This window comes from Chitinophaga terrae (ex Kim and Jung 2007), from assembly GCF_900107795.1.
Lineage (GTDB): Bacteria > Bacteroidota > Bacteroidia > Chitinophagales > Chitinophagaceae > Chitinophaga > Chitinophaga terrae.
Window position 1 is genome coordinate 90821 of the sequence record NZ_FNRL01000010.1, and the last position, 24002, is coordinate 114822.

Annotated in this window: 19 protein-coding genes and 1 other RNA gene; 11 read left to right on the top strand and 9 right to left on the bottom strand. The window is 46.4% G+C overall.

The genetic code is table 11. From position 1 onward, the window contains the following. Nucleotides 1–20: 20 nt before the first annotated feature. Nucleotides 21–839: a glycogen/starch synthase gene (locus BLV62_RS12635; protein ID WP_089762138.1), complete on the bottom strand. Its 819-nt coding sequence runs from the start codon at nucleotides 837–839 to the stop codon at nucleotides 21–23. A gap of 110 nt (nucleotides 840–949) precedes the next feature. Here BLV62_RS12635 and panC point away from each other — a divergent pair, with 110 nt between their 5' ends. The 10 genes from panC (at nucleotide 950) to amaB (ending at nucleotide 12583) form a co-directional block, all read left to right on the top strand. Then, a complete protein-coding gene (panC, locus tag BLV62_RS12640) occupies nucleotides 950–1819 on the top strand; it encodes a pantoate--beta-alanine ligase (RefSeq protein WP_089762140.1) in 870 nt (289 codons plus the stop codon). A gap of 120 nt (nucleotides 1820–1939) precedes the next feature. Then, nucleotides 1940–2284 carry an aspartate 1-decarboxylase gene (panD, locus tag BLV62_RS12645; RefSeq protein ID WP_089762141.1) on the top strand — a complete coding sequence of 115 codons (345 nt, stop codon included), beginning with the start codon at nucleotides 1940–1942 and terminating at the stop codon, nucleotides 2282–2284. 38 nt (nucleotides 2285–2322) lie between these two features. Then, nucleotides 2323–3339: a lysylphosphatidylglycerol synthase transmembrane domain-containing protein gene (locus BLV62_RS12650; protein ID WP_089762143.1), complete on the top strand. Its 1017-nt coding sequence runs from the start codon at nucleotides 2323–2325 to the stop codon at nucleotides 3337–3339. A 228-nt stretch (nucleotides 3340–3567) separates the two neighbouring features. Further along, complete coding sequence (gene ppk1, locus BLV62_RS12655; RefSeq protein WP_211117683.1) at nucleotides 3568–5679, top strand: polyphosphate kinase 1; 2112 nt, start codon at nucleotides 3568–3570, stop codon at nucleotides 5677–5679. A gap of 43 nt (nucleotides 5680–5722) precedes the next feature. Further along, entirely contained in the window at nucleotides 5723–6628 is a 906-nt protein-coding gene (locus tag BLV62_RS12660; protein WP_089762145.1) for a Ppx/GppA phosphatase family protein, read from the top strand. Between the two features lie 77 nt (nucleotides 6629–6705). Then, on the top strand, nucleotides 6706–7521 hold the full coding sequence (gene panB / locus BLV62_RS12665) for a 3-methyl-2-oxobutanoate hydroxymethyltransferase (RefSeq protein WP_089762146.1): 816 nt from the start codon (nucleotides 6706–6708) through the stop codon (nucleotides 7519–7521). A 64-nt stretch (nucleotides 7522–7585) separates the two neighbouring features. Further along, a complete protein-coding gene (locus BLV62_RS12670) occupies nucleotides 7586–8722 on the top strand; it encodes an acyltransferase family protein (protein WP_168927749.1) in 1137 nt (378 codons plus the stop codon). Nucleotides 8723–9054: 332 nt separating this feature from the next. Then, nucleotides 9055–10125 carry a saccharopine dehydrogenase family protein gene (locus BLV62_RS12675; RefSeq protein WP_089762150.1) on the top strand — a complete coding sequence of 357 codons (1071 nt, stop codon included), beginning with the start codon at nucleotides 9055–9057 and terminating at the stop codon, nucleotides 10123–10125. 13 nt (nucleotides 10126–10138) lie between these two features. Beyond that, nucleotides 10139–11029, top strand: coding sequence for a DUF1338 domain-containing protein (locus BLV62_RS12680; protein WP_089762152.1), 891 nt, complete (start codon nucleotides 10139–10141; stop codon nucleotides 11027–11029). Nucleotides 11030–11053: 24 nt separating this feature from the next. Continuing rightward, on the top strand, nucleotides 11054–12583 hold the full coding sequence (amaB, locus tag BLV62_RS12685) for an L-piperidine-6-carboxylate dehydrogenase (protein ID WP_089762153.1): 1530 nt from the start codon (nucleotides 11054–11056) through the stop codon (nucleotides 12581–12583). 257 nt (nucleotides 12584–12840) lie between these two features. On the opposite strand, the gene BLV62_RS12690 is transcribed toward amaB, so the two are convergent. Continuing rightward, nucleotides 12841–13371: a histidine phosphatase family protein gene (locus BLV62_RS12690; RefSeq protein WP_089762155.1), complete on the bottom strand. Its 531-nt coding sequence runs from the start codon at nucleotides 13369–13371 to the stop codon at nucleotides 12841–12843. 359 nt (nucleotides 13372–13730) lie between these two features. Here BLV62_RS12690 and BLV62_RS12695 point away from each other — a divergent pair, with 359 nt between their 5' ends. Next, nucleotides 13731–15428, top strand: coding sequence for a S8 family peptidase (locus BLV62_RS12695; protein WP_089762157.1), 1698 nt, complete (start codon nucleotides 13731–13733; stop codon nucleotides 15426–15428). A gap of 85 nt (nucleotides 15429–15513) precedes the next feature. Here the strand turns inward: BLV62_RS12695 and BLV62_RS12700 are convergent, their stop codons facing one another. From BLV62_RS12700 to rnr, 7 genes are all read right to left on the bottom strand, one after another. After that, nucleotides 15514–15924: a DUF4870 domain-containing protein gene (locus tag BLV62_RS12700; protein ID WP_089762159.1), complete on the bottom strand. Its 411-nt coding sequence runs from the start codon at nucleotides 15922–15924 to the stop codon at nucleotides 15514–15516. Nucleotides 15925–15986: 62 nt separating this feature from the next. Then, nucleotides 15987–16350, bottom strand: an RNA gene (gene rnpB / locus BLV62_RS12705) — RNase P RNA component class A. A 52-nt stretch (nucleotides 16351–16402) separates the two neighbouring features. After that, complete coding sequence (locus BLV62_RS12710; RefSeq protein WP_089762161.1) at nucleotides 16403–17458, bottom strand: Smr/MutS family protein; 1056 nt, start codon at nucleotides 17456–17458, stop codon at nucleotides 16403–16405. Nucleotides 17459–17753: 295 nt separating this feature from the next. Beyond that, nucleotides 17754–18221 carry a DoxX family protein gene (locus tag BLV62_RS12715; protein WP_089762163.1) on the bottom strand — a complete coding sequence of 156 codons (468 nt, stop codon included), beginning with the start codon at nucleotides 18219–18221 and terminating at the stop codon, nucleotides 17754–17756. A 47-nt stretch (nucleotides 18222–18268) separates the two neighbouring features. After that, nucleotides 18269–19909, bottom strand: a complete 1641-nt coding sequence (locus BLV62_RS12720) for an amino acid permease (RefSeq protein ID WP_089762165.1) — start codon at nucleotides 19907–19909, stop codon at nucleotides 18269–18271. Nucleotides 19910–20080: 171 nt separating this feature from the next. Then, on the bottom strand, nucleotides 20081–21052 hold the full coding sequence (locus BLV62_RS12725; RefSeq protein ID WP_089762167.1) for a polyprenyl synthetase family protein: 972 nt from the start codon (nucleotides 21050–21052) through the stop codon (nucleotides 20081–20083). A gap of 6 nt (nucleotides 21053–21058) precedes the next feature. Then, entirely contained in the window at nucleotides 21059–23986 is a 2928-nt protein-coding gene (gene rnr / locus BLV62_RS12735; protein WP_211117684.1) for a ribonuclease R, read from the bottom strand. Nucleotides 23987–24002: the final 16 nt, after the last annotated feature.

A 24002-nucleotide genomic window follows, 5' to 3' on the forward strand; every position in this document is an offset into this window, starting at 1 on the left:
GAACATTACTTGGAACAGAGCTATTTACCTAACAATTGGTTATACAGCTGTAAATAATCTCCCAAGTCTTCATTCTCTTTTTTGTAAGGTAAGATAATCTTGCCTTTTTCTGCTTTCACTTCATCCACTACTTTCTTCTCCAGTTTATCACCGGCCAGCACCACAGCGTCCGCGTATTTTGCCGCTCCCCTGTTCAGGGCGGTATTAGTACCATCTTTGAACAGTTCCAGGTCTTTTTCCTTGATCTGGTTGCTGATCGTTGCTTTCTTGATGAAAGTAGGGCCTAATTTCTCTTTGAATGTATTCGGGGTAAGCGAATATATCACTTTTGAATTAGCAAACACCGGCTCTTTCTTATAAGCCGTTTTTAGATACATGGGGATCAGTGAAGTCATCCATCCGCTACAGTGGATAATGTCCGGGGGCCAACCGAATTTCTTTACCGTTTCGAGGGCTCCTTTACAGAAGAATACAGCACGCGCAGCGTTATCCTCGAAAAACTCATCGTTTTCATCGGCAAATACCGTTTTGCGCTTAAAATAATCTTCATTATCCAGGAAGTAGACCTGCAAACGAGCGTTTGGCAGGGAGGCAACTTTAATGATCAACGGATAATCATCCCCGTCTATCACAATGTTGATTCCTGAAAGCCGTACCACTTCGTGTAAACGGTGTCTCCTCTCATTAATAATTCCAAATCTTGGCATGATCACTCTCACTTCCAGGCCAGCCTCATTGGACTTAATTGCCATTTTATTGACCATTGCCGCATATTCACTTAACTCAAGGTATGGCGACATCTCCTGGGCAATAAAAAGAATTCTTTTCTTTGTGGACATTTAACGCTGATTATTAATGCAGTAATTTTTAATTTGGCTTGCAAAATTACGGATTTTTTACGGAATATTGGTCAATCTGTCAGTTTTAACATCCTTTTAAGCAATGAATTATGTATCTATTTAAGCGCAAAACCGACCTAAAGAAGCATCTGGACCTGGTACGAAAAAACAACAAAAGCATTGGTTTTGTGCCCACTATGGGCGCACTGCATCAAGGACACCTGTCACTTATTCAGTCCGCAAAAAAAGATACAGATGTGGTCGTTTGCAGCATTTTTGTCAATCCAACTCAATTCAATGATCCAAAAGATTTTGAAAAATATCCCATAACAGTTGATGAGGATATTAAAAAATTAAATACTGTATCCACAGATATACTTTTCCTGCCGGCGGTAGACGAAATGTATCCTGAAGGATTAACGGCCAAACATCAGCACTATGACTTCGGGGACCTGGAAAACGTTCTCGAAGGAGAGTTCAGACCCGGGCACTTCCAAGGTGTTGGTATTATAGTACACAAGTTACTGGATATTGTGCAACCTGACCAGCTTTTTATGGGGCAAAAAGACCTGCAACAATGCCTGATCATAAAAAAACTGCTTCATATCATGCAGTCCGATACCCGGCTGGTTGTTTGCCCAACCATGCGGGAAGCCGACGGACTGGCCATGAGCAGCCGCAATACCCGCCTTTCCCCTGAAGCCAGGAAAAAAGCGCCCGCTATTTATCAAGCCCTTAAACATATCAGGGACCAGTTCGGTAACGGGCTGCTTTTTATGGAAGGCGCCCATGAGGCATTCGACTCCCTGAAAAAACAGGGATTTGAACCCGAATATGTCGATATCCTGCTCGTGGAAAACAGCAACATCAAAAAACTGGACCATCCCCCTGCCGAAAACGATACTGTCGTAGCCGCAATAGCCGCCTGGCTGGATGGGGTCCGGCTCATCGATAATATCATTATCCAGGGTAATTTGTAACCCTCTCTCCCGGCGCCTTCTGTAGCCCACTGCAATTCTATAGCAGGCGCTGATTTATCTTCAGTTATTTTTCCCTAGCTTTGCAGACGCTCTTTTAACAGCGTTAAGCCAGTTATAGTTATGCAAATTGAAATTTTAAAGTGTAAGATTCACCGCGCGGTAGTTACGGAGGCCAACCTGCAATACGTTGGAAGCATTACGATCGATGAAGACCTGATGGATGCCGCTGGTTTAATTGAATATGAAAAAGTTCAGGTAGTTAACGTAAATAATGGTGAAAGACTGGAAACTTACGTTATCAAAGGCAAGCGCGGATCAGGCGTGATCTGCATGAACGGCCCGGCTGCCCGTCGCGTAGCCCCCGGCGATATCGTTATCATTATCTCCTATGCCATTATGGACTTCGAAGAAGCCAAGAAATATACACCTATTGCCATTTTCCCTAAAGAGGGTAATAAGCTGTAAGCCCGTTCTACTATTCACTCAACCCTAAAAACCCGTTCATGCCTAAAACGCTAAAGAACCTGATCAAGTTTATATGCTTTTTCGGCATTGGAGTGTTACTCATCTGGCTATTCACCAGGGGCATTTCCCCCGAACAATGGTCGCAGATCAACACTGCATTCCGTGGCGCCAACTACTGGCTTTTAATTCCTACCATGATCATTGGTATTGCCAGCCACTGGTTCAGGGCCATACGCTGGAAATTCTTAATGAAACCGCTGGGATACCAGCCTTCTACTATCAATACTTTCTTTGCTGTTATGGTAGGTTACCTCGTTAACCTCGCCATTCCCCGCCTGGGTGAAGTGACCCGTTGCGGCGTGATAGCCAAATATGAAAAAGTGCCGGCCGACAAACTGGTTGGTACCATGATCGCAGAACGCGCAGTAGACCTGCTTTGCCTCATCTTCCTCATGATCCTAACCGTATTGGTGCAGCTGGAAACATTAGGCGCCTATGTAAACGATGAGATCATTCAGAAAATAGGCGATAAAATAGCCCACGCCAATGTTACCCAACTGGTCATCGGCGTCATTATCCTTATCGCAATTATCGCCCTGATAGCCTGGTTGCTCCGCCGGTTCGCCAAATCCAAGATAGCCGTTACCGTTAAAAACCTGGCAAGAGGCATCCTGGAAGGCATACTTTCTATCGGTAAAATGAAAAACAAAGGCTGGTTCATTGTATATTCCATACTCATCTGGGCCTGTTACCTTTCACAGGTATACATCGGCTTTTACTGCATGCAGGAAACCAGTCACCTGGGTATCGCAGCCGCCCTGGCAGTGCTGATGATAGGCAGTGTAGGCATGATCGTTACCCCCGGCGGTATCGGCGCCTATCCCCCGCTTGTACAAAAAACATTACAACTATACGGCATCCCTTATGTGATAGGCTTTGCATTCGGATGGATCATATGGGCCGCCCAGACAGCGCTGGTGATCGTACTGGGCCTGATCAGCTTCATAGGACTGGCCGTGTTGAACAAAGCCGCCGTCAAAGAAACCACAGCATAAAACGCACGGGGAGCAGGGCTAATGTCCTGCTCTTTATATCTCATTGATCCTCAAAAACTTTTCAATCCCCCTCCCGCTCAGGTTACCCCTTTTTCCCTTAACTTTAATTTAATACAAAATTTACCCTGAAAACTGTATCATCGCAGTGCCTTTACATTATGTGGATTTTTTGAATGTAAATTAACTTGTATGCGTTTGCCGAATGGTGAGACTCTTGATAAAATAACAATGCCAGAAGTAACTACAACCAAGAAAACGACCCGAAAAAAACCTACCCCGCCGGAGAAGAAGAAAATGATCGCCCGGGATATCAGCTGGCTTGCCTTTAATGCCAGGGTGCTCCAGGAAGCCGCAGACAAATCCGTTCCCCTTCATGAGAGGATCAGGTTCCTCGGTATTTTCTCCAATAACCTCGACGAGTTTTTCAGAGTTCGCGTAGCTACCCTGAAACGAATGATGTCTTTTGGCAAATCTGCCAAAATGCACCTGGAAGAAAACCCCGACCAGATACTGGACGAGATCCAGAGCCGGGTAATTGAACAACAACGGGAGTTTGATCTTGTATGGAAAGATATCGCAAGAGAACTGGAAGCGCTGCATATCTTCCTGCGAACCGAAAAACAACTCAACAAGGAACAGCAGAAGTTCGTATTGAACTACTTCAACGAACAGGTACGTACCAATATCATCCCCCTGATGATAGAAAGTATCCAGCAGTTCCCTATTCTGCGCGATAAATCCATCTACCTGGCCATCGTATTAGCCAGGCAGGACAACTCCGTACGCCAGAAATTTGCACTGATAGAAATCCCCGCAGATGTACTGCCCAGGTTTATCATCCTGCCATCAAAACCCGGAGAACACGATATCATTCTCCTGGAAGACCTGATCCGTTTCTGCCTTCCCAATATATTCGTTTACTTCGGCTACGATAAATTCTCTGCACATATCATAAAAGTGACCAGGGATGCCGAATTAGACATCGATAACGATATTTCCGACAGTCTTATCCACCAGATAGAAAAAGGGCTGAAAGACCGCCGGAAAGGCAAACCGGTGCGATTCGTATACGACAAGGAAATTGATCCGCTGCTGCTCGAATACCTGATGCGCCGGCAGGGACTCTCCGGCAAAGACAACCTCATTCCCGGCGGGAGGATACATAACTTCAAGGATTTCATGAACTTCCCTGAATCCATCTTCCCTCCGCATACCCATCGCAAAACCTTTATCCATCCGCTGTTCCAGAACGCGCCCTCCGTAATGCACGTGATACAGCGCCAGGATGTAATGCTGCACTTCCCTTATCACTCGTTCGATACCATCATCGACCTGTTACGGGAAGCCGCTATCGATCCGAATGTTTCTTCCATCAAGATCACCGCATACAGGCTGGCAAGGAACTCGAAGGTCATCAACGCCCTCGTCAACGCCGTAAGGAACGGGAAGCAGGTAACAGTAGTGCTGGAGCTGCGCGCACGTTTCGACGAAGCCGCCAACCTCGACTGGAAAGCCAGGCTGGAGGAAGAAGGCGTGAAAGTATTCCTGGGCGTACCTAATATGAAAGTACATGCCAAATTATGCGTGATCAAAAAACGTATAGGCACCAAAACCATACAATGCGGGTTTATCAGCACCGGGAACCTGAACGAAAAAACCGGCAGGATCTACGGCGACCACTGCCTGCTTACCTCCAACAGGGCCATTATCGCGGATATCAACCGCATCTTTGCCTATTTGGAAAATGCCAAGCACGACATCAAGATACTGGCCGGATGCAAAACGCTTCCTGTCAGCCCATTGACCATGCGGGATACATTCTTAAAGCTGATAGACAGGGAGATCAAAAACGCCAAACATCATAAAAAAGCAGCCATCACCGTCAAAATGAATTCGCTTTCCGATGCTTTGCTGATAAGCAAACTTTACGAAGCAGCCAAGGCGGGAGTGACCATCAAAATGGTGATCAGGGGTATCTGTTGCGCCTATACTGAGAATAAGAAATGGAAGAAGGATATCATGGCCGTCAGCATTGTAGACGAATACCTGGAACATGCCAGGGTCTTCATTTTCCATCACGGGGGCCAGGAAAGGGTGTATATAGCCTCCTGCGACTGGATGGTACGCAACCTGGATCACCGCGTGGAAGCAGCTGTCCAGATCACTGACCCCGCCATCAAAAAAGAACTGGTCGACATTATGAACATCCAGTTGAGCGGTAATGTGAAAGCGCGGATACTGGACAACGAGCAGAAAAATGAATACAAAACGGACGGCGATAAGAAGATCCGTACACAACTCGAGATATATAAGTATTTAAGTGAGAAGCAATACCATTAATGACAATTGTTTTAACTTTGCCTCTTGACTTAAAGAAGAACAGATGAAATTAGCTGCGATCGATATAGGTTCCAATGCTGCAAGGCTGCTTATAACAGAGGTATCAGCCAATGCAAAAGGAACAATGGACTTTACCAAAGTAAATCTTGTCAGAGTACCATTAAGGCTCGGATTAGACGTATTTGATCGCGGTTTCATTTCAGACCAGAGAGCCGAAAACCTCATCAACACTATCAAGGCATATAAGCTGCTGCTGGATGTTTATGAAGTGAAATACCTGAAAGCCTGCGCTACATCGGCCATGCGTGACGCCAGCAACGGCAGGGAGATCATCGAACGGGTGAAAGCAGAAACAGGTATAGACATCCGCGTGATAACCGGGCAGGAAGAAGCTGCCTATATCTATGAGAACCACGTTGCCGAAAACATGGATAAAACCAAGTCGTACCTTTATATCGATGTTGGCGGCGGCAGTACAGAGCTTACGCTTTTCAGCAAAGGAGAAATGGTTTTCAAAGAATCATTCAACATCGGCACCATAAGGCTGATGAATCAGCAGGTTACGGAACAGCAATGGCAGCAGTTGAAAGATTTTCTCAAAGTACAATTAAAGAATATTGGCCCTGTAACCGCCATCGGTTCAGGAGGCAATATCAACAAAATATTCTCCCTCTCTAAACGTAAAGAAGGCAAACCCCTGAATTTGGAAAGCCTTAAAGACTATTACAAGGAATTCAGCAGTTTCACAGTACAGGAACGTATCCATTTGTACAATATCCGGGAAGACCGGGCCGATGTGATTGTACCTGCCTTGCAGATCTATGTGAATGTAATGAGATGGGCGAATACTGATGAGATCTATGTACCAAAGATCGGGCTTGCGGATGGTCTTATCCACGCACTTTACGAAGAAATAGCCGCTACTGCTCAAATCCCCGGCCGCACATAAAAAACTTTTCAGATTATCTGATTATATTATAACCTTTGCAGTCATTACTAACGTAAAACGTCGAAAGACAACTGCTTATGTCTGTAAATAAAGAAATTAAGCGCGTCACTACACATACTGTGCAAAAGATGAAGCGCGATGGAGTGAAGATCTCTATGCTTACAGCGTACGATTACTCCATGGCCCGTATTTTCGATGATGCAGGGATAGATGTGATCCTGGTAGGCGATTCAGCGTCGAACGTCATGGCAGGTCATGAAACTACGCTGCCTATTACTTTAGACCAGATGATCTACCACGCATCTTCGGTTGTAAGAGCGGCCAAACGCAGCTTTGTAGTGGTGGATCTTCCGTTCGGAAGCTACCAGGGCAATTCGAAAGAAGCGCTGCAATCGGCTATCCGGATCATGAAAGAAACAGGAGCGCATGGTATCAAGATCGAAGGCGGCGAAGAGATCATAGAATCCGTAAAACGCATCATTTCGGCCGGTATCCCGGTTATGGGGCACCTGGGCCTTACACCACAGTCGATCTATAAATTTGGCACCTATGCCGTTCGCGCTACCGCCGAAGCGGAAGCAGAAAAGCTGATCAAAGACAGCCAGCTGCTGGAAGAAGCCGGTGCATTTGCCATAGTACTGGAAAAGATCCCGGCACTGTTAGGTAAAAGAGCTGCAGAAACACTGAACATTCCTACCATTGGCATTGGCGCCGGTAAATATGTTGACGGACAGGTGCTGGTAATGCATGATATGCTGGGGATCAATAAAGAATTTAAGCCGAGGTTCCTTCGCAGGTACCTGGAACTTTATGACACAATCCTGGGTGCAACACGCTCCTATATCGAGGACGTGAAATCAAACGACTTCCCTAACGAGAGCGAACAATACTAAGATAAAAGCAGGCGGGAGTCACGCCTGCTTTTATCATTTCCATATACCCCAACAACCTATGTCTATGCCGCAGATCAGTTTATCAACCAATCGCGCCACTGCGCTGAAGCCAGCGATCTCCTACAACAGCTCCCTGCATATCAAACAGCTGGACGCTGTCAGAGGCTGTGCTATCTTACTGGTATTGCTATACCACTTTTATGGCGAGTATGCCGGGGTCTTTAACATCGGATGGACAGGCGTGGATCTCTTCTTTGTATTATCCGGCTTTCTTATTACCGGCATCCTGACAGACAGCAAACAACAGGCATCCTACTTTAAAAACTTTTACATAAAAAGGGTGCTGCGCATCTTTCCTATATACTTCATTGTTATAGGCATTATCTTATACCTGGTTCCGCTTTTCTCTTCTACCGCCATACCAGATCTGCCTTATTATCATAATCACCAGGGCTGGTTCTGGACCTATTTCCAAAACTGGCTGTTTACTATCAAAGGCTTCCCCGACGACAGGGTATTGAGATACACCTGGTCGTTGTGCATAGAAGAGCAGTTCTATATGTTCTGGCCTTTTATCATCTATAAATTCAGCGCTAAAAATATACTCAGGATAAGCATAGGCTTTATTGTACTGGCCAATGTACTGAGATTGCTTCCCTTGCCTGTCGACAATAACTATATTTATGTGAATACGTTTGCCAGGATAGACGCCTTGTCTGTAGGCGCGTTGATTGCCATTCTTATTCGTACGCGTAAAGAATTGCTGGAAAAATATGCCACAATGATCATGCTTGTTTCAGTGATCGCGTTGCTGGGAAATATTGCCTATACCCGCAGCACATTTTTCATGAACCTTTATCCTGTTTATACCTTTATAGCATTATTTTTCGGGGGATTGATCGTATGGAGCCTTTCCTCCAACGCCCCACGCCCCCTGCAACTGATCGTTAACAACCCCGTGTTCATGTTCTTTGGCAAGTATTCGTACGGCCTGTATCTCTATCATGTACCTATTCATCTGTGGCTTACCCCCTGGTTATTTAAAATAGTGCAATCGTATATTCATCCGGCATTATGGAACAAATTGCTGATATCATCAGCAGGCTTGCTGGTAGCTATAGCCGTTAGCGTTATAAGCTTTCGTTTTATAGAAACTCCTTTCCTAAACCTGAAAAAGAAACTGATAGTAAAACGCAAATAAATTGTTTAGGTTGTTTTAATTCTATTTTCTTATATTTGTCAGATACTATTTGGTATAGGAATGAATTACCTGTTAAACATACAGCTTTCTCTTCTCTCTTATCTCAGGAGCACCTGCTCCCATGTGCCTTAAGTAGCACTGCTTACTAAATTTACTTTCCTTTTATTTTTTTTATTGACCGCTGTAACGCGCGGCTATGCTTGATTTCATCATATGCATGCTTTTTCTGCATGTAGTATTTTGATGTTCAGTTACTGATCTTTTTATCAGTATAAAGCTATGCCCTGCAATATAACGGTTATGTATATACGATTTTATTTAAATCTCCCATTATGAAACGTGTAATGATCATCGGCGCCGGCAAGATCGGCGAAACTGCTGCATTTCTTTTACAAGAATCCGGCGACTATAAAGTTACGCTGGCAGACAACAATGAAGCGTTGTTAGAGAAGAATACAGATAACAGGATCCGTAAAATGAAGCTGGATGTAAACAATCCCGCGGAACTTCAACAAGCGCTTCAGCAGGAAGACATGGTATTAAGCGCCTGTCCTTTCTTCCTGAATGTAAAGATCGCGGAAGCGGCGGCTGCAACCCGCACGCACTACTTCGATCTTACGGAAGATGTAGCCACCACTAATGCTATCAGGGAAATAGCCGCCAAAGCGGATGTCAGCTTTATGCCGCAATGTGGTCTGGCCCCGGGCTTTATCAGCATTGCTGCCTATGATATAGCCAAACAGTTTGACAAACTGGATGCCGTAAGATTGCGTGTGGGCGCCCTCCCCCAGTTTCCTACCAATAGCCTGATGTACAATCTTACCTGGAGCACAGATGGGCTGATCAACGAATATTGCAACCCCTGCGATGCGATCTATGAAGGAGAAAGAAAAGAAGTAATGCCGCTGGAAGGTTATGAACGTTTTGCCCTGGATGGCGTTGAATATGAAGCCTTCAATACATCCGGCGGACTAGGGGCGCTGGCGGAGATCCTGGAGAACAACGTGAATAACCTGGATTATAAAACAGTACGCTACCCTGGCCACTGCAATCTCATGAAAATTTTATTGAATGAGTTAAAATTGAATAAAAAAAGAGAAACCCTGAAGGAAATAATGGAAGATAGCATACCTTTCACCCCGCAGGATGTAGTGCTGGTCTTTGTTTCCGTTTCAGGCTCTATTAATGGCCGCTCGGTTCAGCGTTCTTACTCCCGTAAGATCTATAACCAGCATGTTGCCGGTAAAGACTTTACGGCTATCCAGCTCACTACAGCCGGTGCTGCATGCGCAGTGATCGACCTGCATGCAAAAGGCTTGCTTCCTAAAGACGGTTTTATCCGCCAGGAAGACGTAGCATTTTCAGACCTGATCAACAACCGTTTCGCGGTTTACTATAACTAGAAAGCAGTTTCTTATGTTACAAGATGTATTAAACGGGTTAATGCAACGCTATAAAGAAAGGGTTCCGGATGTAAGCGGGGTAATTAATGCCATGATCAAAGAAGGCATTATCCGGCAGGCCGATGATATCGAGAACGATCATATCGCTTTCCGAACCATGGGCGTGCCTCAACTGGGCGTACAATCGCTGGAAAAGATCTTCCTTCATTATGGCTATGTCAAAAAAGAACATTATTATTTTGCAGGAAAGAAACTGGATGCCTGGTGGTATGCCCCGCCTGCGCCTCATTACCCACGTATATTCATCAGCGAACTCAGAGTAAGTGAATTAAGTGCTGCTGCGCAGGAAATTATTCATAGTTATACCAATGAAGTTAAAACCGACCCGGTAAATGCGCTGAACCTGGACGATACCGCCGCCGTTGACCGGTTCCTTCATAGCGCCCTTTGGCGCACTCCTACCCTGTCCGACTACAAAACGCTGGCCACAGAAAGCGAATATGCAGCCTGGGTGATCTACAACCGCTATTACCTGAACCACTTTACGGTGAGCGTACATAACCTGCCCGCAGGATATAATACCGTAGCTGATTTCAATCAATTCCTTGAGAAAAATGGTTTTGTGCTGAACGATGCAGGCGGCAAGATCAAAAAAAGCCCGGACGGCAACCTCCTGCAAAGCTCTACTGTAGCCAAAATGATAGATGCGACCTTCGCAAATGGCGAAGTGTTCCCGATCGCAGGATCTTATGTGGAATTTGCAGAACGCAGGGTATTGCCGCAGTTCCTGCATTTGCCGGCCGACCAGATCCGCCGGGAACACAGGCGCGACGGGTTCGAAACAGGAAATGCCGACAAGATCTTTGAAAGCACCTACTCCACCCAAACGAAAAAAAGTTCCTAATTTAGTTGGATTAATACACCAAACATGACTGATGACATTTTAAAAATATTCAATATCTCTACTACAGGAAGCGGCGTAAGTACGGGACAGCATTGGTTACCGGCCAACGGTGCTCCTATCACCTCCGTTTCGCCTGTAGACAATAAAGAGATTGCAACGGTAAAAAGCGCCACCAGGGAGGATTACGACCAGGTAGTAGCCGTAGCCCAGGAAGCGTTTAAAGTATGGCGCACCTGGCCGGCGCCCAAACGTGGTGAGATCGTTCGCCAGATCGGCGAAGCGCTCCGCGGGCATAAAGAACACCTGGGTAAACTGGTGTCTTACGAAATGGGTAAAAGCCTGCAGGAAGGATATGGAGAAGTGCAGGAGATGATAGATATCTGCGACTTCGCGGTTGGTTTGTCGAGGCAGCTGCATGGTTTAACCATGCACTCTGAACGCCCTGGCCACCGGATGTACGAACAATGGCATCCGCTGGGCATTACAGGCATTATCACAGCCTTCAACTTCCCGGTAGCCGTATGGAGCTGGAACACTATGCTGGCATGGGTTTGCGGAGATGTTTGCATCTGGAAGCCATCTGAAAAAACGCCAGTTACTGCGTTGGCCTGCCAACATATCGCTGCACAGGTATTTGCTGCCAACAATGTTCCCGAAGGGGTTAGCTGCCTGGTAACAGGTGGGCGTGAAACCGGCGAATGGCTGGCTCACGACAAGCGTATCCCATTGGTTTCTGCAACCGGTTCTACCCGTATGGGTAAAGCGGTAGGCGCCGCGGTAGGCGAAAGACTGGGCAGGTCGTTGCTGGAACTGGGCGGCAATAATGCGATCATTATTACGGCAGATGCCGACCTGGATATGGCCCTGATCGGCGCTGTATTCGGAGCTGTAGGAACAGCAGGCCAGCGTTGTACCTCTACCCGCAGGCTTATCATTCATGAAAGCGTTTACGACAACTTTATAGCCCGTTTAGCCAGGGCATATTCTCAACTTCGTATAGGCAACCCGTTAGATGAACATAACCACGTAGGCCCGTTGATCGACCGCGCGGCCGTAGAAGCTTACCTTGGCGCTATTGAGCAGGTAAAACAGCAGGGCGGTCATTTCGTCGTGGAAGGAGGCGTGTTAACAGGCCCCGGTTATGAATCCGGATGCTATGTAAAGCCTTGTATAGCCGCGGTGGAAAATACCTACGATATTGTGCAGCACGAAACATTTGCGCCTATCCTGTACGTAATGAAGTACCAGACCCTTGAAGAAGCCATCGCTATGCAAAACGATGTTCCGCAGGGCTTATCGTCAGCCATCATGACGCTGAATTTGAGGGAAGCAGAGCGTTTCCTCTCCCATGCAGGATCGGATTGCGGGATCGCCAACGTCAATATCGGTACATCCGGCGCAGAAATAGGCGGAGCTTTTGGCGGCGAAAAGGAAACAGGCGGAGGTCGCGAAAGCGGGTCGGATGCCTGGAAAGCGTATATGCGTCGTCAGACCAATACCATCAATTACTCTACCAGCTTGCCTTTGGCGCAGGGTATCAAATTCGATATATAAAATTTATTATATTTTTTTGCAGCTCCGAGGCGTTTGCCCCGGAGCTTTTAATTTTCATGAAAGGAGAGGCAAACCCGATCAGATTTTTAAAAGCGGTTGATAATTTATTCTATTTCTTGATCGTCAAACAACGGACCACTAGCGGTAATCGTCATGGTTTTTAAAATAGTAGCGAGGTTAGAGAACCCCGCTTTTCGTTAAACGGAAACCATGCTTATGAGAAAAGTAGCGAGTAGCTACGTTTCTGACTATAAATATTAAACTTTTTTCTGAATATTCATATTCAACTTTTGTGCTAGTGCCGGCCTGCCTTTATTGACTTTCACGACCAACGCCTGCCCCGAACCCTTATCATGCAAGGATCTGGCGTCTTTTACCCTTACTCCGGCCGCTCTCATCATGGCATCAATATGTTCCGGATCTCCGCAAACAACAATGGTTTTTCCCTTGTTCCTCTTTATCATGTCCTTAAAAACGGTAGAGGTCAGTTCCTGGTCGCCGTTCAACCGGAAGTACTGCAGTTGCTGCTGGCGTTTTTCTGCCAGGGGCGTTACCGTGCCAATAGACCGGTTGGCATAGGTGGAATAAATGCTGGCGATCTCTGTTCCTTCCAGGGAGTTGACCAGCTGGGCTGCCTGCTCCTTCCCTGCCTGGCTCAGGCCCGGATCGGGAGATACAGAAGTTTCCATCTCGGCTGAATTCACGAAAATAATGGTGGTTTCTTCAGGGTCGGCCTTTGCTGCTAATGTTCCGGCAGCAAACAATATGGCCATAAGCGTCTTCAACATGGCAAATGTTTTAATGATTAGTGAATGGATACTAATTAATCCGGAGATAGAATTTGGGGATGAGAATATAGTTATTCGAACAACCTAAAGCTAGAACAATGATGATTCTCTCCAAACGGATTTGTGATCAATGGTAAAAGCAGGATACGGGCCCGGTAGCGCCGGAATCAATCCAGTACGCATCCTGGCAGCAAATTGCCTTTTCTGCGCCTTAAATCAATAAAGCTGATAAATCAAAACATGTTTAACCACCCAATTAACCTACTTATAGCTCGTTTATCATTAAAATGGCAGCTTATAGCTGGTTTTTATATACCTTTATCCTTCAAGATTTTTATATATAGGGAAAATTATTGAACATGAAATTGTTTAGTCGAGAGGTGGCAGCCTTCGCCGGTTGCCTTGCATTGATGACAACTTTTACACTGAATACCAACGCTCAAAGTAAAAGCCCATTACCAAAGAATTGGCACTTGTTAACTTACGAGACCGACAGTGTGTACGGCACATCTACGGAAAAAGCCTACAAAGAATTGTTAAAAGGCAAAAAAAGTACCCCGGTTATTGTTGCAGTTATTGACTCCGGAATTGATACTTTACATGAGGATCTGAAACCTGTTCTCTGGACCAATCCCCGCGAGATTCCAGGCAATGGGAAAGACGATGACCGCAACGGTTATATTGATGATATTCATGGCTGGAACTTCCTGGGAGGAAAAGACGGCAGCAGCGTACAGGAAGATTCCGAAGAAGCGACCAGGGAATATTTCCGTATCAAAGAGAAATATGTCAACCCTGATTCTGCTTTAACAAAAGACGATAAAGACTACGCCATCTGGCAAAAGGTTAAAAATAAAGTTGGCGGTTCTTCCAATACCCAGGAGAAAATGGAATACCGCAGCATGTCTAAAGTCCAGGAAAATGTAAACAAATGTGAATCTATCCTTAAGAACTTTTTAGGGAAAGACAACTTCACATTAGGAGAACTGGACAGCATCCAGACCACCAACCAGGATGTACTGCTTGCACGTAACTTCATGACCCGTTTGCTGAAAAGCGCGCAGGACCCGGACATTACCTTCAAAGACTTCAAATCCGAATTCGATGAATACATGAAAGACCTGAAGCGCAAGGCAGAAGCGGGAGAAACGCCTCCTAACGCTAACAGGGAAAGGATTGTCGGAGATAACCTGGAAGATATTAAAGACAATAAATACGGGAACAATGATGTAATGGGTAAGTTTGGCTTCCATGGCACTCACGTTTCCGGTATTATTGCCGCCGTTCGTAATAACGGCCTGGGTATCGAGGGGGTAGCCGACAATGTAAAGATCATGTTCGTAAAGGCTGTTCCGGACGGAGATGAAAGAGATAAAGACGTAGCGCTGGCTATCAGGTATGCGGTTGATAATGGAGCGCAGATCATCAATATGAGCTTCGGCAAACCCTATTCTCCGCATAAAGACTGGGTAGACGACGCCGTGAAATATGCCGAATCAAAAGGCGTATTACTGGTTCATGCAGCCGGTAACGACGGCAACAACAACGATTCTATCCCTAACTTCCCTAACCCGAACTACCTGAGCGGCGGCAAAGCCACCAACTTCATCACAGTGGGCGCCAGCAGCACAGGCAGGGGAAATGATAAGGTAGCCAATTTCTCTAACTACGGTAAAAATGAAGTAGACCTGTTTGCTCCGGGTGTGCAGATCTATTCAACCGTTCCGGGAGGCAATAGCTACAGGATGGCCAGCGGAACCAGTATGGCGTCTCCGGTAGTTGCCGGCGTTGCTGCCCTGGTATTGTCTTACTATCCTGAACTCAGCGCCCAGCAACTGAAATACGTGCTGGAGAAAAGCGCTACCCCGCTACCTGACAGCGTAAAGATGGTAACCAAACCCGGCACCCGCGACGAGGAAATTGATTTTGCCGAGTTGTCCAGAACCGGCGGTATAGTAAACGCCTACGAAGCGCTGAAACTGGCCGCTACCCTGAAAGGAGAAAATGTGAAAAAGAAACAGCATAGAGCTAAAATGAGGCCTGTCAGGAAGAACTGATCAGGCTTCTGAGTAATAAAAAAACCTTTTCATTCTACCGTTTACGGTTATATGAAAAGGTTTTTTTATTGAATAAGATCGGGGATCACTTCACTAAACGAAGGCTTAAAGGATACCTGTAGGTTTCACCCTTGCTGGCTTTCACCATAGCGATAATGCTGAAGATAATATTCACCAGCCAGATCAGGCCAAAGATACCCCCGCCGGTCTGCCATACAAAGAAATGGCTGCCTCCACCCCAGAAGAAATTCCCCAGGGCAAATAATCCCAGCCTGATGTTGTTGATGATGTTAAGGCAAACTGCTACAATACTGAGTGTGATCTGGAAGTTGATAGCTTCTTTTCCCTGGTTGTCGTACCAGGCAGATTCGTTGCGTTTGATGAGCCAGAGTATCAATACGGCTATTACATTACCGACGGTAAATTGCAACCACATACCGATAATACCGGCTAAATGAACAAGGGTTCCCCAGGTGCGTTCATCTTTTTGGTCCATATGATAGAGAGATTGATAGAAATGGAAGATAAAAGGGTTATTTCATATTTTCAAGAAAAAATAAAAACTACAAACCTGTAAGCCGGATTCTGTATCCCTATTGAATAGGGACTGCTATCATTTATCTGCGGTAACGTTCGCACGTTCCCTGTATCTGCCTACCCTCGGTCATCGGACGAGCAGCCCTCAATCGACCGTATACATGGCATTTCAGCACGCAAGGTTTACCCGCTTTAACAGTTACCTGTCAAGGCCGTGGGCTCTTACCCCACATTTTCACCCTTATCTCTACCGGGTAGAGACGGTTATTTTCTGCGGCACTGGCTGTTCCTGTAGATCAGGACCCACCCGTTAGGTGGTGCGTTGCTCTGCGCTGTCCGGACTTTCCTCCTCATTTTGCAATGAAGCGATAGCACGGTTTGTAGTTAAATGCAAAGATACAGAATAAAATCCCCCATCTGTGCAGTGGATCGATGTTTTAGCGGAAAGTGATCTCCGTAGCCCCGTAACCATATTTTGCGTGGTATTGGTTCACAAAGCTGGCTACTTCCGGCGTTTGCCTGAGGATGTTATGAATTTCTTCCTTCAGTTTGCCTTTCCCCACTCCGTGGATCACTACCATATTGTGCTGGTGATGGCTGATAGCAAGGTCGAGGTACCGTTGGAAAGCATTCAGCTGAACTGCGAGGATAGCGATATTGCTCATGCCTTTCCAGTTCTTCTCCAAAGCTTCAATATGCAGATCCACTTCGTGTTGAGGCGTTAAAGTAGTTTCGGGCTGCAGCTGGATCTTGCTCAGCAGGCTGGCAAAATTACCTGAACCGATAGTGGTCACCGGCGCTTTCTTCTTGCCTGAGTTCTGCTCTGGCGGGGCAACCGGTTCCGGTTCTTTAGGCGGGAATTTATCGAATAGCGGGTAAGTAAGCGTCGCTTCCGATTTGGTCCTTAACTCCTCCAGTTGCACGAACATCTGCTTAGGCTTGATCTTCCAGGTCTTTTTAACCGAGGTAGCCAGGCCAGGCTGAGGATCTTTGAGGAAAAAAGTGAATTCCAGGCGTGGATTGTCGTTCAATGACGGGAACAACAAATCGGCCAGGTAAAAGTGATTATAAGGATGGATTTCGTTCTTGATCTCCAGGTCTAACTGGTTGTTTAACCAGATCTGGAAATAAAATCTCATCGCATATGGGCTGTCATTGAACAGGTGAAACTTCATCAGTTTTACCACTTCATCATATCCATCCATCTCATAAACAGGCAAAACAGACAGGAACACTCCTTTATCAACCTTCAGGGTTTCGTACTTGCGACGATCTACTTTTATTTCATCACCCGGGATCAACCTGGGTTTATCTTTCACTAATTTCTGCTGGGTAAAACGGTGGAAGTAAGGAAAATCTATCTGGTCCAGGTACACAGGGAAGGCGGTACCTTTGATCTCGATCATCACCATGTTATCATTCACAAAATCAACCACTGTACCTTCCTCCTTGGAACTCAACAGTAAAATTTTATCTCCAATTTGGTATTTCATAATGCATTCTTCTAAACCGCAAAAGTAAGAAGTTTCACGCAAAGGCGCAGAGATTGCAAAGAGGCAAAGAATTTTTTTAAGAGGCAGAGGATTTTTTTAAGAAACAAAGGACTTTGTTGAGAAACAAAGAAATGGCAAGAAAATAAGGAGGCGGAGATTATTTCACCATATAACATAATCTCTGTCTCTCTACTTTCTTAACAACTTCTTTGTTTCTTAACAAAGTCCTCTGCCTCTTAAAAAAATTCTTTGCCTCTTTGCAATCTCTGCCCCTTTGCGTGAAACTCGCGTGAAACTAGAAATCGGCGTAGCGCCGGTTGCGGGGCCGTTCCGGGTGTTTACGCATGTATTCGTCCACGGAGATGCGGCCGCTGCCTTCGACGGCAAACAGGATCAGTAAAACTAAGATTAAGACAGAAAGTCCGACAGTCTGGTACTCGTTAAAAAGGCCGGTTGGAGAGTGAAAGAAGATCAGTGCGCCCAGCAGCACCGGGATATTAAGAATAGAAGCCAATCTGGTAAACAAACCCATTGCAATAAACAGTCCGCCAACTATGTGGGCAAAAACCACGTAGTGCCCGAGCATTACCGACAAGGCGGCTAAACTCGGATTCTGGTGAATGACGGCGATAAGAGCATCCCTTTCCTGAACAAATCGGATACCCACTACCAGTAAAAATACGCCCAGCAGAATGCGTACAGCACTCAGCCAGTTGGGATGGTGTGTGTCACCCCAGTGTTCAACCCGTTGTAGCATGTTCATAAAATAAAATTTTAGGATCAAAGAGCTACTATGAAGTTACTAAACTATTACGAGTTGGCAACGCCCCTTAACTTGCTGTTGAACTTGCTGTAAGTGAAATAAATGGTTAAACCGATAACCAGCCAGATGGAGAAAACGATCCAGTTCTTTAATTCGATCTCTGTCATGAGGTAAAAGCAGCTCAGCATACCTAGCACCGGGATCAGGGAAAGCCTGCGGACGAACGACAGGAAGGTCATTATAACAGTGGCTACTGCAAAAAGGAAGAACGGAATGTTATGTTTCCAGACCGACCAGCCTTCGTTTACGGCTCCAAACCTTCTCCCTATCTCTTCCCGGAACAAAATGGCCAGGACTACGATAAGCACCGGAACAATGAACCGCCCGTTGATATAAGGCAGCCTGAATCTTTTATTGGCTTTATTGTCGTCTTCGGGCAGCAATAAAACGCCGCCGCATACCAAAATAAAGGCAAACAGGGTACCGATGCTGGTAAGGTCTGTTACAATGGTCAGGTTTAAAAACAGGGCCGGTACGCCAACGATAATACCGGTTATAATGGTAGCGAAGGAAGGTGTTTTAAAACGAGGATGGATCTTGCTGAACTTCTTGGGCAATAACCCGTCGCGGCTCATGCTCATCCAGATCCGTGGCTGCCCTATCTGGAATACAAGCAATACGCTGGCGGTGGCAATTACGGCGCTGATCGAGATTATATAGCTGATCTTTGTAAGGCCCACGCTGGTGAATACAAAGGCCAGGGGATCGTCCACTTTCAGGCTGGTAAAAGGCACCATGCCGGTGAGTACGAACGAGATCAGGATATATAATACTGTGCAGATGATAAGCGAATAGATCATGCCTTTGGGCAGGTCGCGCTGGGGATTGGAACATTCTTCCGCCGTGGTGCTTACCGCATCAAAGCCTATATAGGCAAAAAACACGGCAGACACGCCTTTTAATACCCCGGAGAAACCATTAGGCATAAACGGGTTCCAGTTTTCAGGATTTACGTAAAAGAACCCTACTACTATCACGAAGAGGATAACGAGGATCTTCAGCAATACCATGAAATTGGCGGTGCGTTTACTTTCCTGGATGCCCACATAGGCCAGGTAAGTGATGATCACGGTAATAAGGAAAGCCGGTAGATTGAGTATGACAGGCACGCCGCCAATGGTTGGGGCAGCGGCTAAAACTTCGGGGGATACGCTATCGTAATTATTGGTTAGCCAAACGGGAATGTCCAGCCCGAACCCTTTCAGGAGGTTGTTGAAATAGCCTCCCCAGGAAATGGCAACAGCTATATTACCGATGGCGTATTCCAGGATCAGCGCCCAGCCGATCACCCAGGCTGCCAGTTCGCCGAACGTTACGTAAGAATAAGTGTATGCGCTTCCGGAAACAGGTACCCTGCTGGCAAATTCGGCGTAGCATAACGCGGAAAAACCGCAGGTGATGGCAGTGATCACGAATAACAGGGAAACGGCAGGCCCTCCGTGGAAGGACGCTTCGCCGATCGTAGAAAAGATACCGGCTCCAATTACAGCGGCAATTCCCATAGCTGTCAGGTCTTTCACTTTCAAGACCTTGTGCATGCTTCCTGTTTCATGACCTTCTGTAAATCCTTCTTTAGAGTCTTTAATAATGGTGGCAAGTGACTTTTTACGAAACAGCGAATTTGACATTGGCTAAGGAATTACGATTACAGGTTGTTCTTAAATTTAGTGATTTTTGTTGTCTTACCTTATAAAAAATGCTGCGCACCTGACATTGTCTTCAGACCAATCCGGTGTGCGCAGCATCTTCAACTGTCCTGAAAGAGACACGCGAATATAATGCGATTTTAAATATAAAACTTACTGCTGCCTTTCCAACAGGAAGTTAGCCAGTTCTTTCAGGCCTTCCTTGCGGTTCGACAGTACGGCGATTTCATCCAGGTTGCCGAAGGCCAGCTGGGTAAATCTTTCCTTTTCCTTCTCCGCCCATTTATCGACCTTGCAGGACGTAAAGATATCCAGTACCCTGTCAACCTTATCTTCCGGTGATGTTTCCAGCAGGGTTTTCAGTTCCTTACGGGCAGCGGGGCTGCATAGTTCAAGTGCTTTTAAAAGCAGGAAAGTTTTCTTGTTGACCAGGATATCGCCTCCTTTCTGTTTGCCGAATTTATCCGGATCGCCGAAAGCGTCGAGATAGTCGTCCTGTATCTGGAAAGCGATACCAACATTCTTTCCGAAGGCATAGATATGTTGCTGGTTTCCTTCTCCCGCTCCGCCGATAATAGCGCCTAACTGCAAACTTGCAGCAAGCAATACGGAGGTTTTCAGCGCGATCATCTCCACATAGTCATCATACTTTACCGCTTCGGGGTCCTGGGTTTCAAAGTCCATATCCAGCTGCTGGCCTTCACAGACTTCTATCGCCGCTTTATTGAATACATTAATGATCTTTTGTTTGTAACCTGCATTCACTTTATTCAAATACTCATAAACGTTGATCAGCATTACATCTCCTGCGAGTATGGCGGCTGATTCGCCGTATATGGTGTGGGCTGTAGGCTTTCCTCTTCTTAACGGGGCCTTGTCCATAATATCGTCGTGCAGTAAAGTAAAGTTATGGAACAACTCTATTGCCGTACCTACCTGGAAAGCATCCGGGTGTAATTCATTGAATAACTCGTTACCCATTAAACAAAGCACAGGCCTGATGCGCTTACCTCCCATTTCCAGGATATGATTGGCTGAACTGTACAGCCTTGTAGGTTTTTCCGGGAATTTCTGATGGTCAAAATGTTGATTGAACTGCGCTATTAACTCTTTGAATGAATGCATTATTAACTATTTACGCTTTTTCTTATCCGTCTTTTTAGCTGTTGCTTTTTTCGCCGCTGCCTTTTTAGGCTGGGCCGCGGCTTTTTTTGCCGGGGCTTTAGTGGCTTTCGTAGCAGCTGCTTTTTTTGGCGTTGCCGCTTTTTTAGAAGTGGCTGCTTTCTTAGGAGTAGTCGCCTTTTTAGGAGTAGCTGCCTTTTTAGCCGTTGTTGCTTTTTTAGGAGCAACAGCCACTTTAGAGGTTGCGGCCTTTTTAGCTGTAGCCGCTTTCTTAGGAGTAGCTGCTTTTTTAGGGGCTGCTACTTTCTTTACAGCAGTTTTCCCGGTTGTCGCTTTCTTTGCCGGAGCTGTCTTCGGCTTAGCTGCAACAGGTTTCTCCGTCGCTTTCTTCGCAGCAGCTTTCTTTGGCGTTGCCTTTTTAGCCGGCGCTTTTGCAGTTGCTTTCTGCCCGGTTGCTTTTTTAGACTTCTCCGCAGTTTCAACAACCGCTTTTTTAGGCTTCGCAGCAGGTTTAACTTCCTTCGCTTCTTTCGCTTTAGCTGGTTTACCTTCAGCTGCTTTTTTACGTGTAGGCGCAGTCGTTACCACAGCAGATCCTTTGGCTGTCTTCTTCTCTTTTGCCTTACCAGTCGCCTTTTGGTCGTTAGACGCCGGTGTTGTTACGGCAGCGGCTTTCTCTTCTTTAGCCTTTATTGGTTCAGCTTTTTTGGCTGCAGGCATTGCTGTGGCAGGAGTAACTACCGGTTCAACAGGTTTCGGAACTACCGCCACATGTGTTTCTGCTTCTACCAGGTCTACAACCGGGGTTGGAGTTGGTTCGCTCAGCGACACAGAAGGCGCCGGAACCTGAGGCGTTACGGGTTTAGGACGATGTTTGTCTTTCTTCTTTTTCCTTTCATCCGGCCTCTGAGCCTGCCTGAATTTATTGGCAGGGGAAGCAGCTGCGGAACGGGACAATTCATCTTCCAGGTCGTAGTCGAGCTGGCGTTTGGCCAGGCTCGCAGCTACCACGCGGATCGTCACTTTATCCCCTATCCTGAATTTGCGGCCGGTCAGCTGACCAACCAGCGAGTATTCGTTCTCGTTATAAACGTAATCTTCTTTCCTGTTCAGGTTATGGATGCTCACTAAACCTTCACACTTGGTTTCTATCGTTTCTACCCAGAACCCGAAATGCGCCACTCCACTGATCACACCATCGAAGGTTTCACCAATGAACTGCTGCATGTATTCTACCTGTTTGTACTTATTCCCCGCCCTTTCAGCTTCCATGGCCTTACGTTCCATTTCAGAGCTGTGTTTGCATTTTTGCTCCATCTGTTTATCAGGATGGATGTTATTACTGAGGCATTCGGCCAGCACCCTGTGCACCAGCACATCGGGATAGCGGCGGATAGGAGATGTAAAATGGCAGTAGTCGGCGAACCCAAGCCCGTAGTGACCGATATTCTCCACGGTATATGCGGCTTTGGCCATGGTACGGATGCCCAGGGTTTCCAGCACCGGTTGTTCAGGTTTTCCCTGTACGAACTGCAGCATATAGTTGAAGGAACGTGCAATGCTTTCAGGAGAAGAGGTATCAAAACGATAACCGAACTTACCTGCGAACAACGCAAAGATCTTCAGTTTTTCAGGGTCAGGGGTATCGTGCACCCTGTAAGGGAAAGGAACCGGTTGGTTATTTACCCGGATCTTCGATACGTAGGTAGCAACCGTGCGGTTGGCCAGCAACATAAATTCTTCGATGAGCTGGTGCGCCTCCTTGCTTTCCTTGATCACGATCCCCAGCGGTTTGCCGGTTTCGTCCAGTTTAAACCTCACTTCCTGGGAAGAGAAGTTGATCGCTCCATTCTTAAATCGTTCCGCTCTCAGCGTCTGCGCGATCTTGTTCAGCAAAAGTATCTCTTTGTTGTAGAGGCCTTGGCCGGATTCGATGATCTCCTGCACTTCTTCGTAGGTGAAGCGGTGATCGGAGTGAATAACGGTGCGGCCTATCCAATGGTGGTTAACCTCTCCTTTCTCGTTCATCTGGAAGATGGCGGAAAAGGTCAGTTTATCTTCATGTGGTCGTAGAGAGCACAATTCGTTCGAAATTTTTTCAGGCAACATCGGCAATACCCTGTCCGGCAGGTAAACAGAAGTAGCTCTTCTGTCGGCCTCCGCATCCAGTGCGGTACCTGGCAGCACATAATGGCTTACATCGGCAATATGCACTCCTATTTCATACCAGCCATTTTTAAGCAGCCGGATAGAAATGGCGTCATCGAAATCTTTTGCATCTACCGGGTCGATGGTCATGGTTAGAATATCCCGTACATCTTTTCGTTTAGCCACTTCCTCGCCGGAGATGTTTTCCTGGATGCGGCTTAATTCGTCCAGCACTTCCTGTGGGAAGTTGAGCGGGAAACCAGCGTCTATCAGGATCTCTTTCATGGCCAGGTCGTTGGAGTTGGTAGCGTCCAGGATCTCGAGGATCTCTCCTACCGGCTTCTTCGATTTTTCGCCCCATGCCACTACTTTCACCACTGCTTTATCGCCGTCTTTTACGCCGGGCAATATCGCATTGGCGGGTATATAGATGTCGGGCATGAAAAGCCCTTTATCGGGGATCAGGAAAGCAAAGCCCTTGCTCAACTGCAGGGTTCCTGTAAATTCTGTTTTGCTTCGTTTGGTGACATCTGTAACAATTCCTTCCATCCGGCCTTCATGGCGGCCTTGTTTGAGCACTTCTACCAGCACTTCGTCTCCATTCAGGGCGGTATGCAGGTTCTTCTGCTTTACCATGATATCTCTTGGCAATCCATCTACCGTTACAAAAGCCATCCCCGACCTGGTAACTTCTACCACGCCTTTATAGACTTTCTTAGATCCGTTGAACTGTTGTTGAGGATGATGGTTCCGTTTATCTTTCCGCTTGTTTTTCTTTCTTTTACTCATGTGTAAGTTGTAAGGT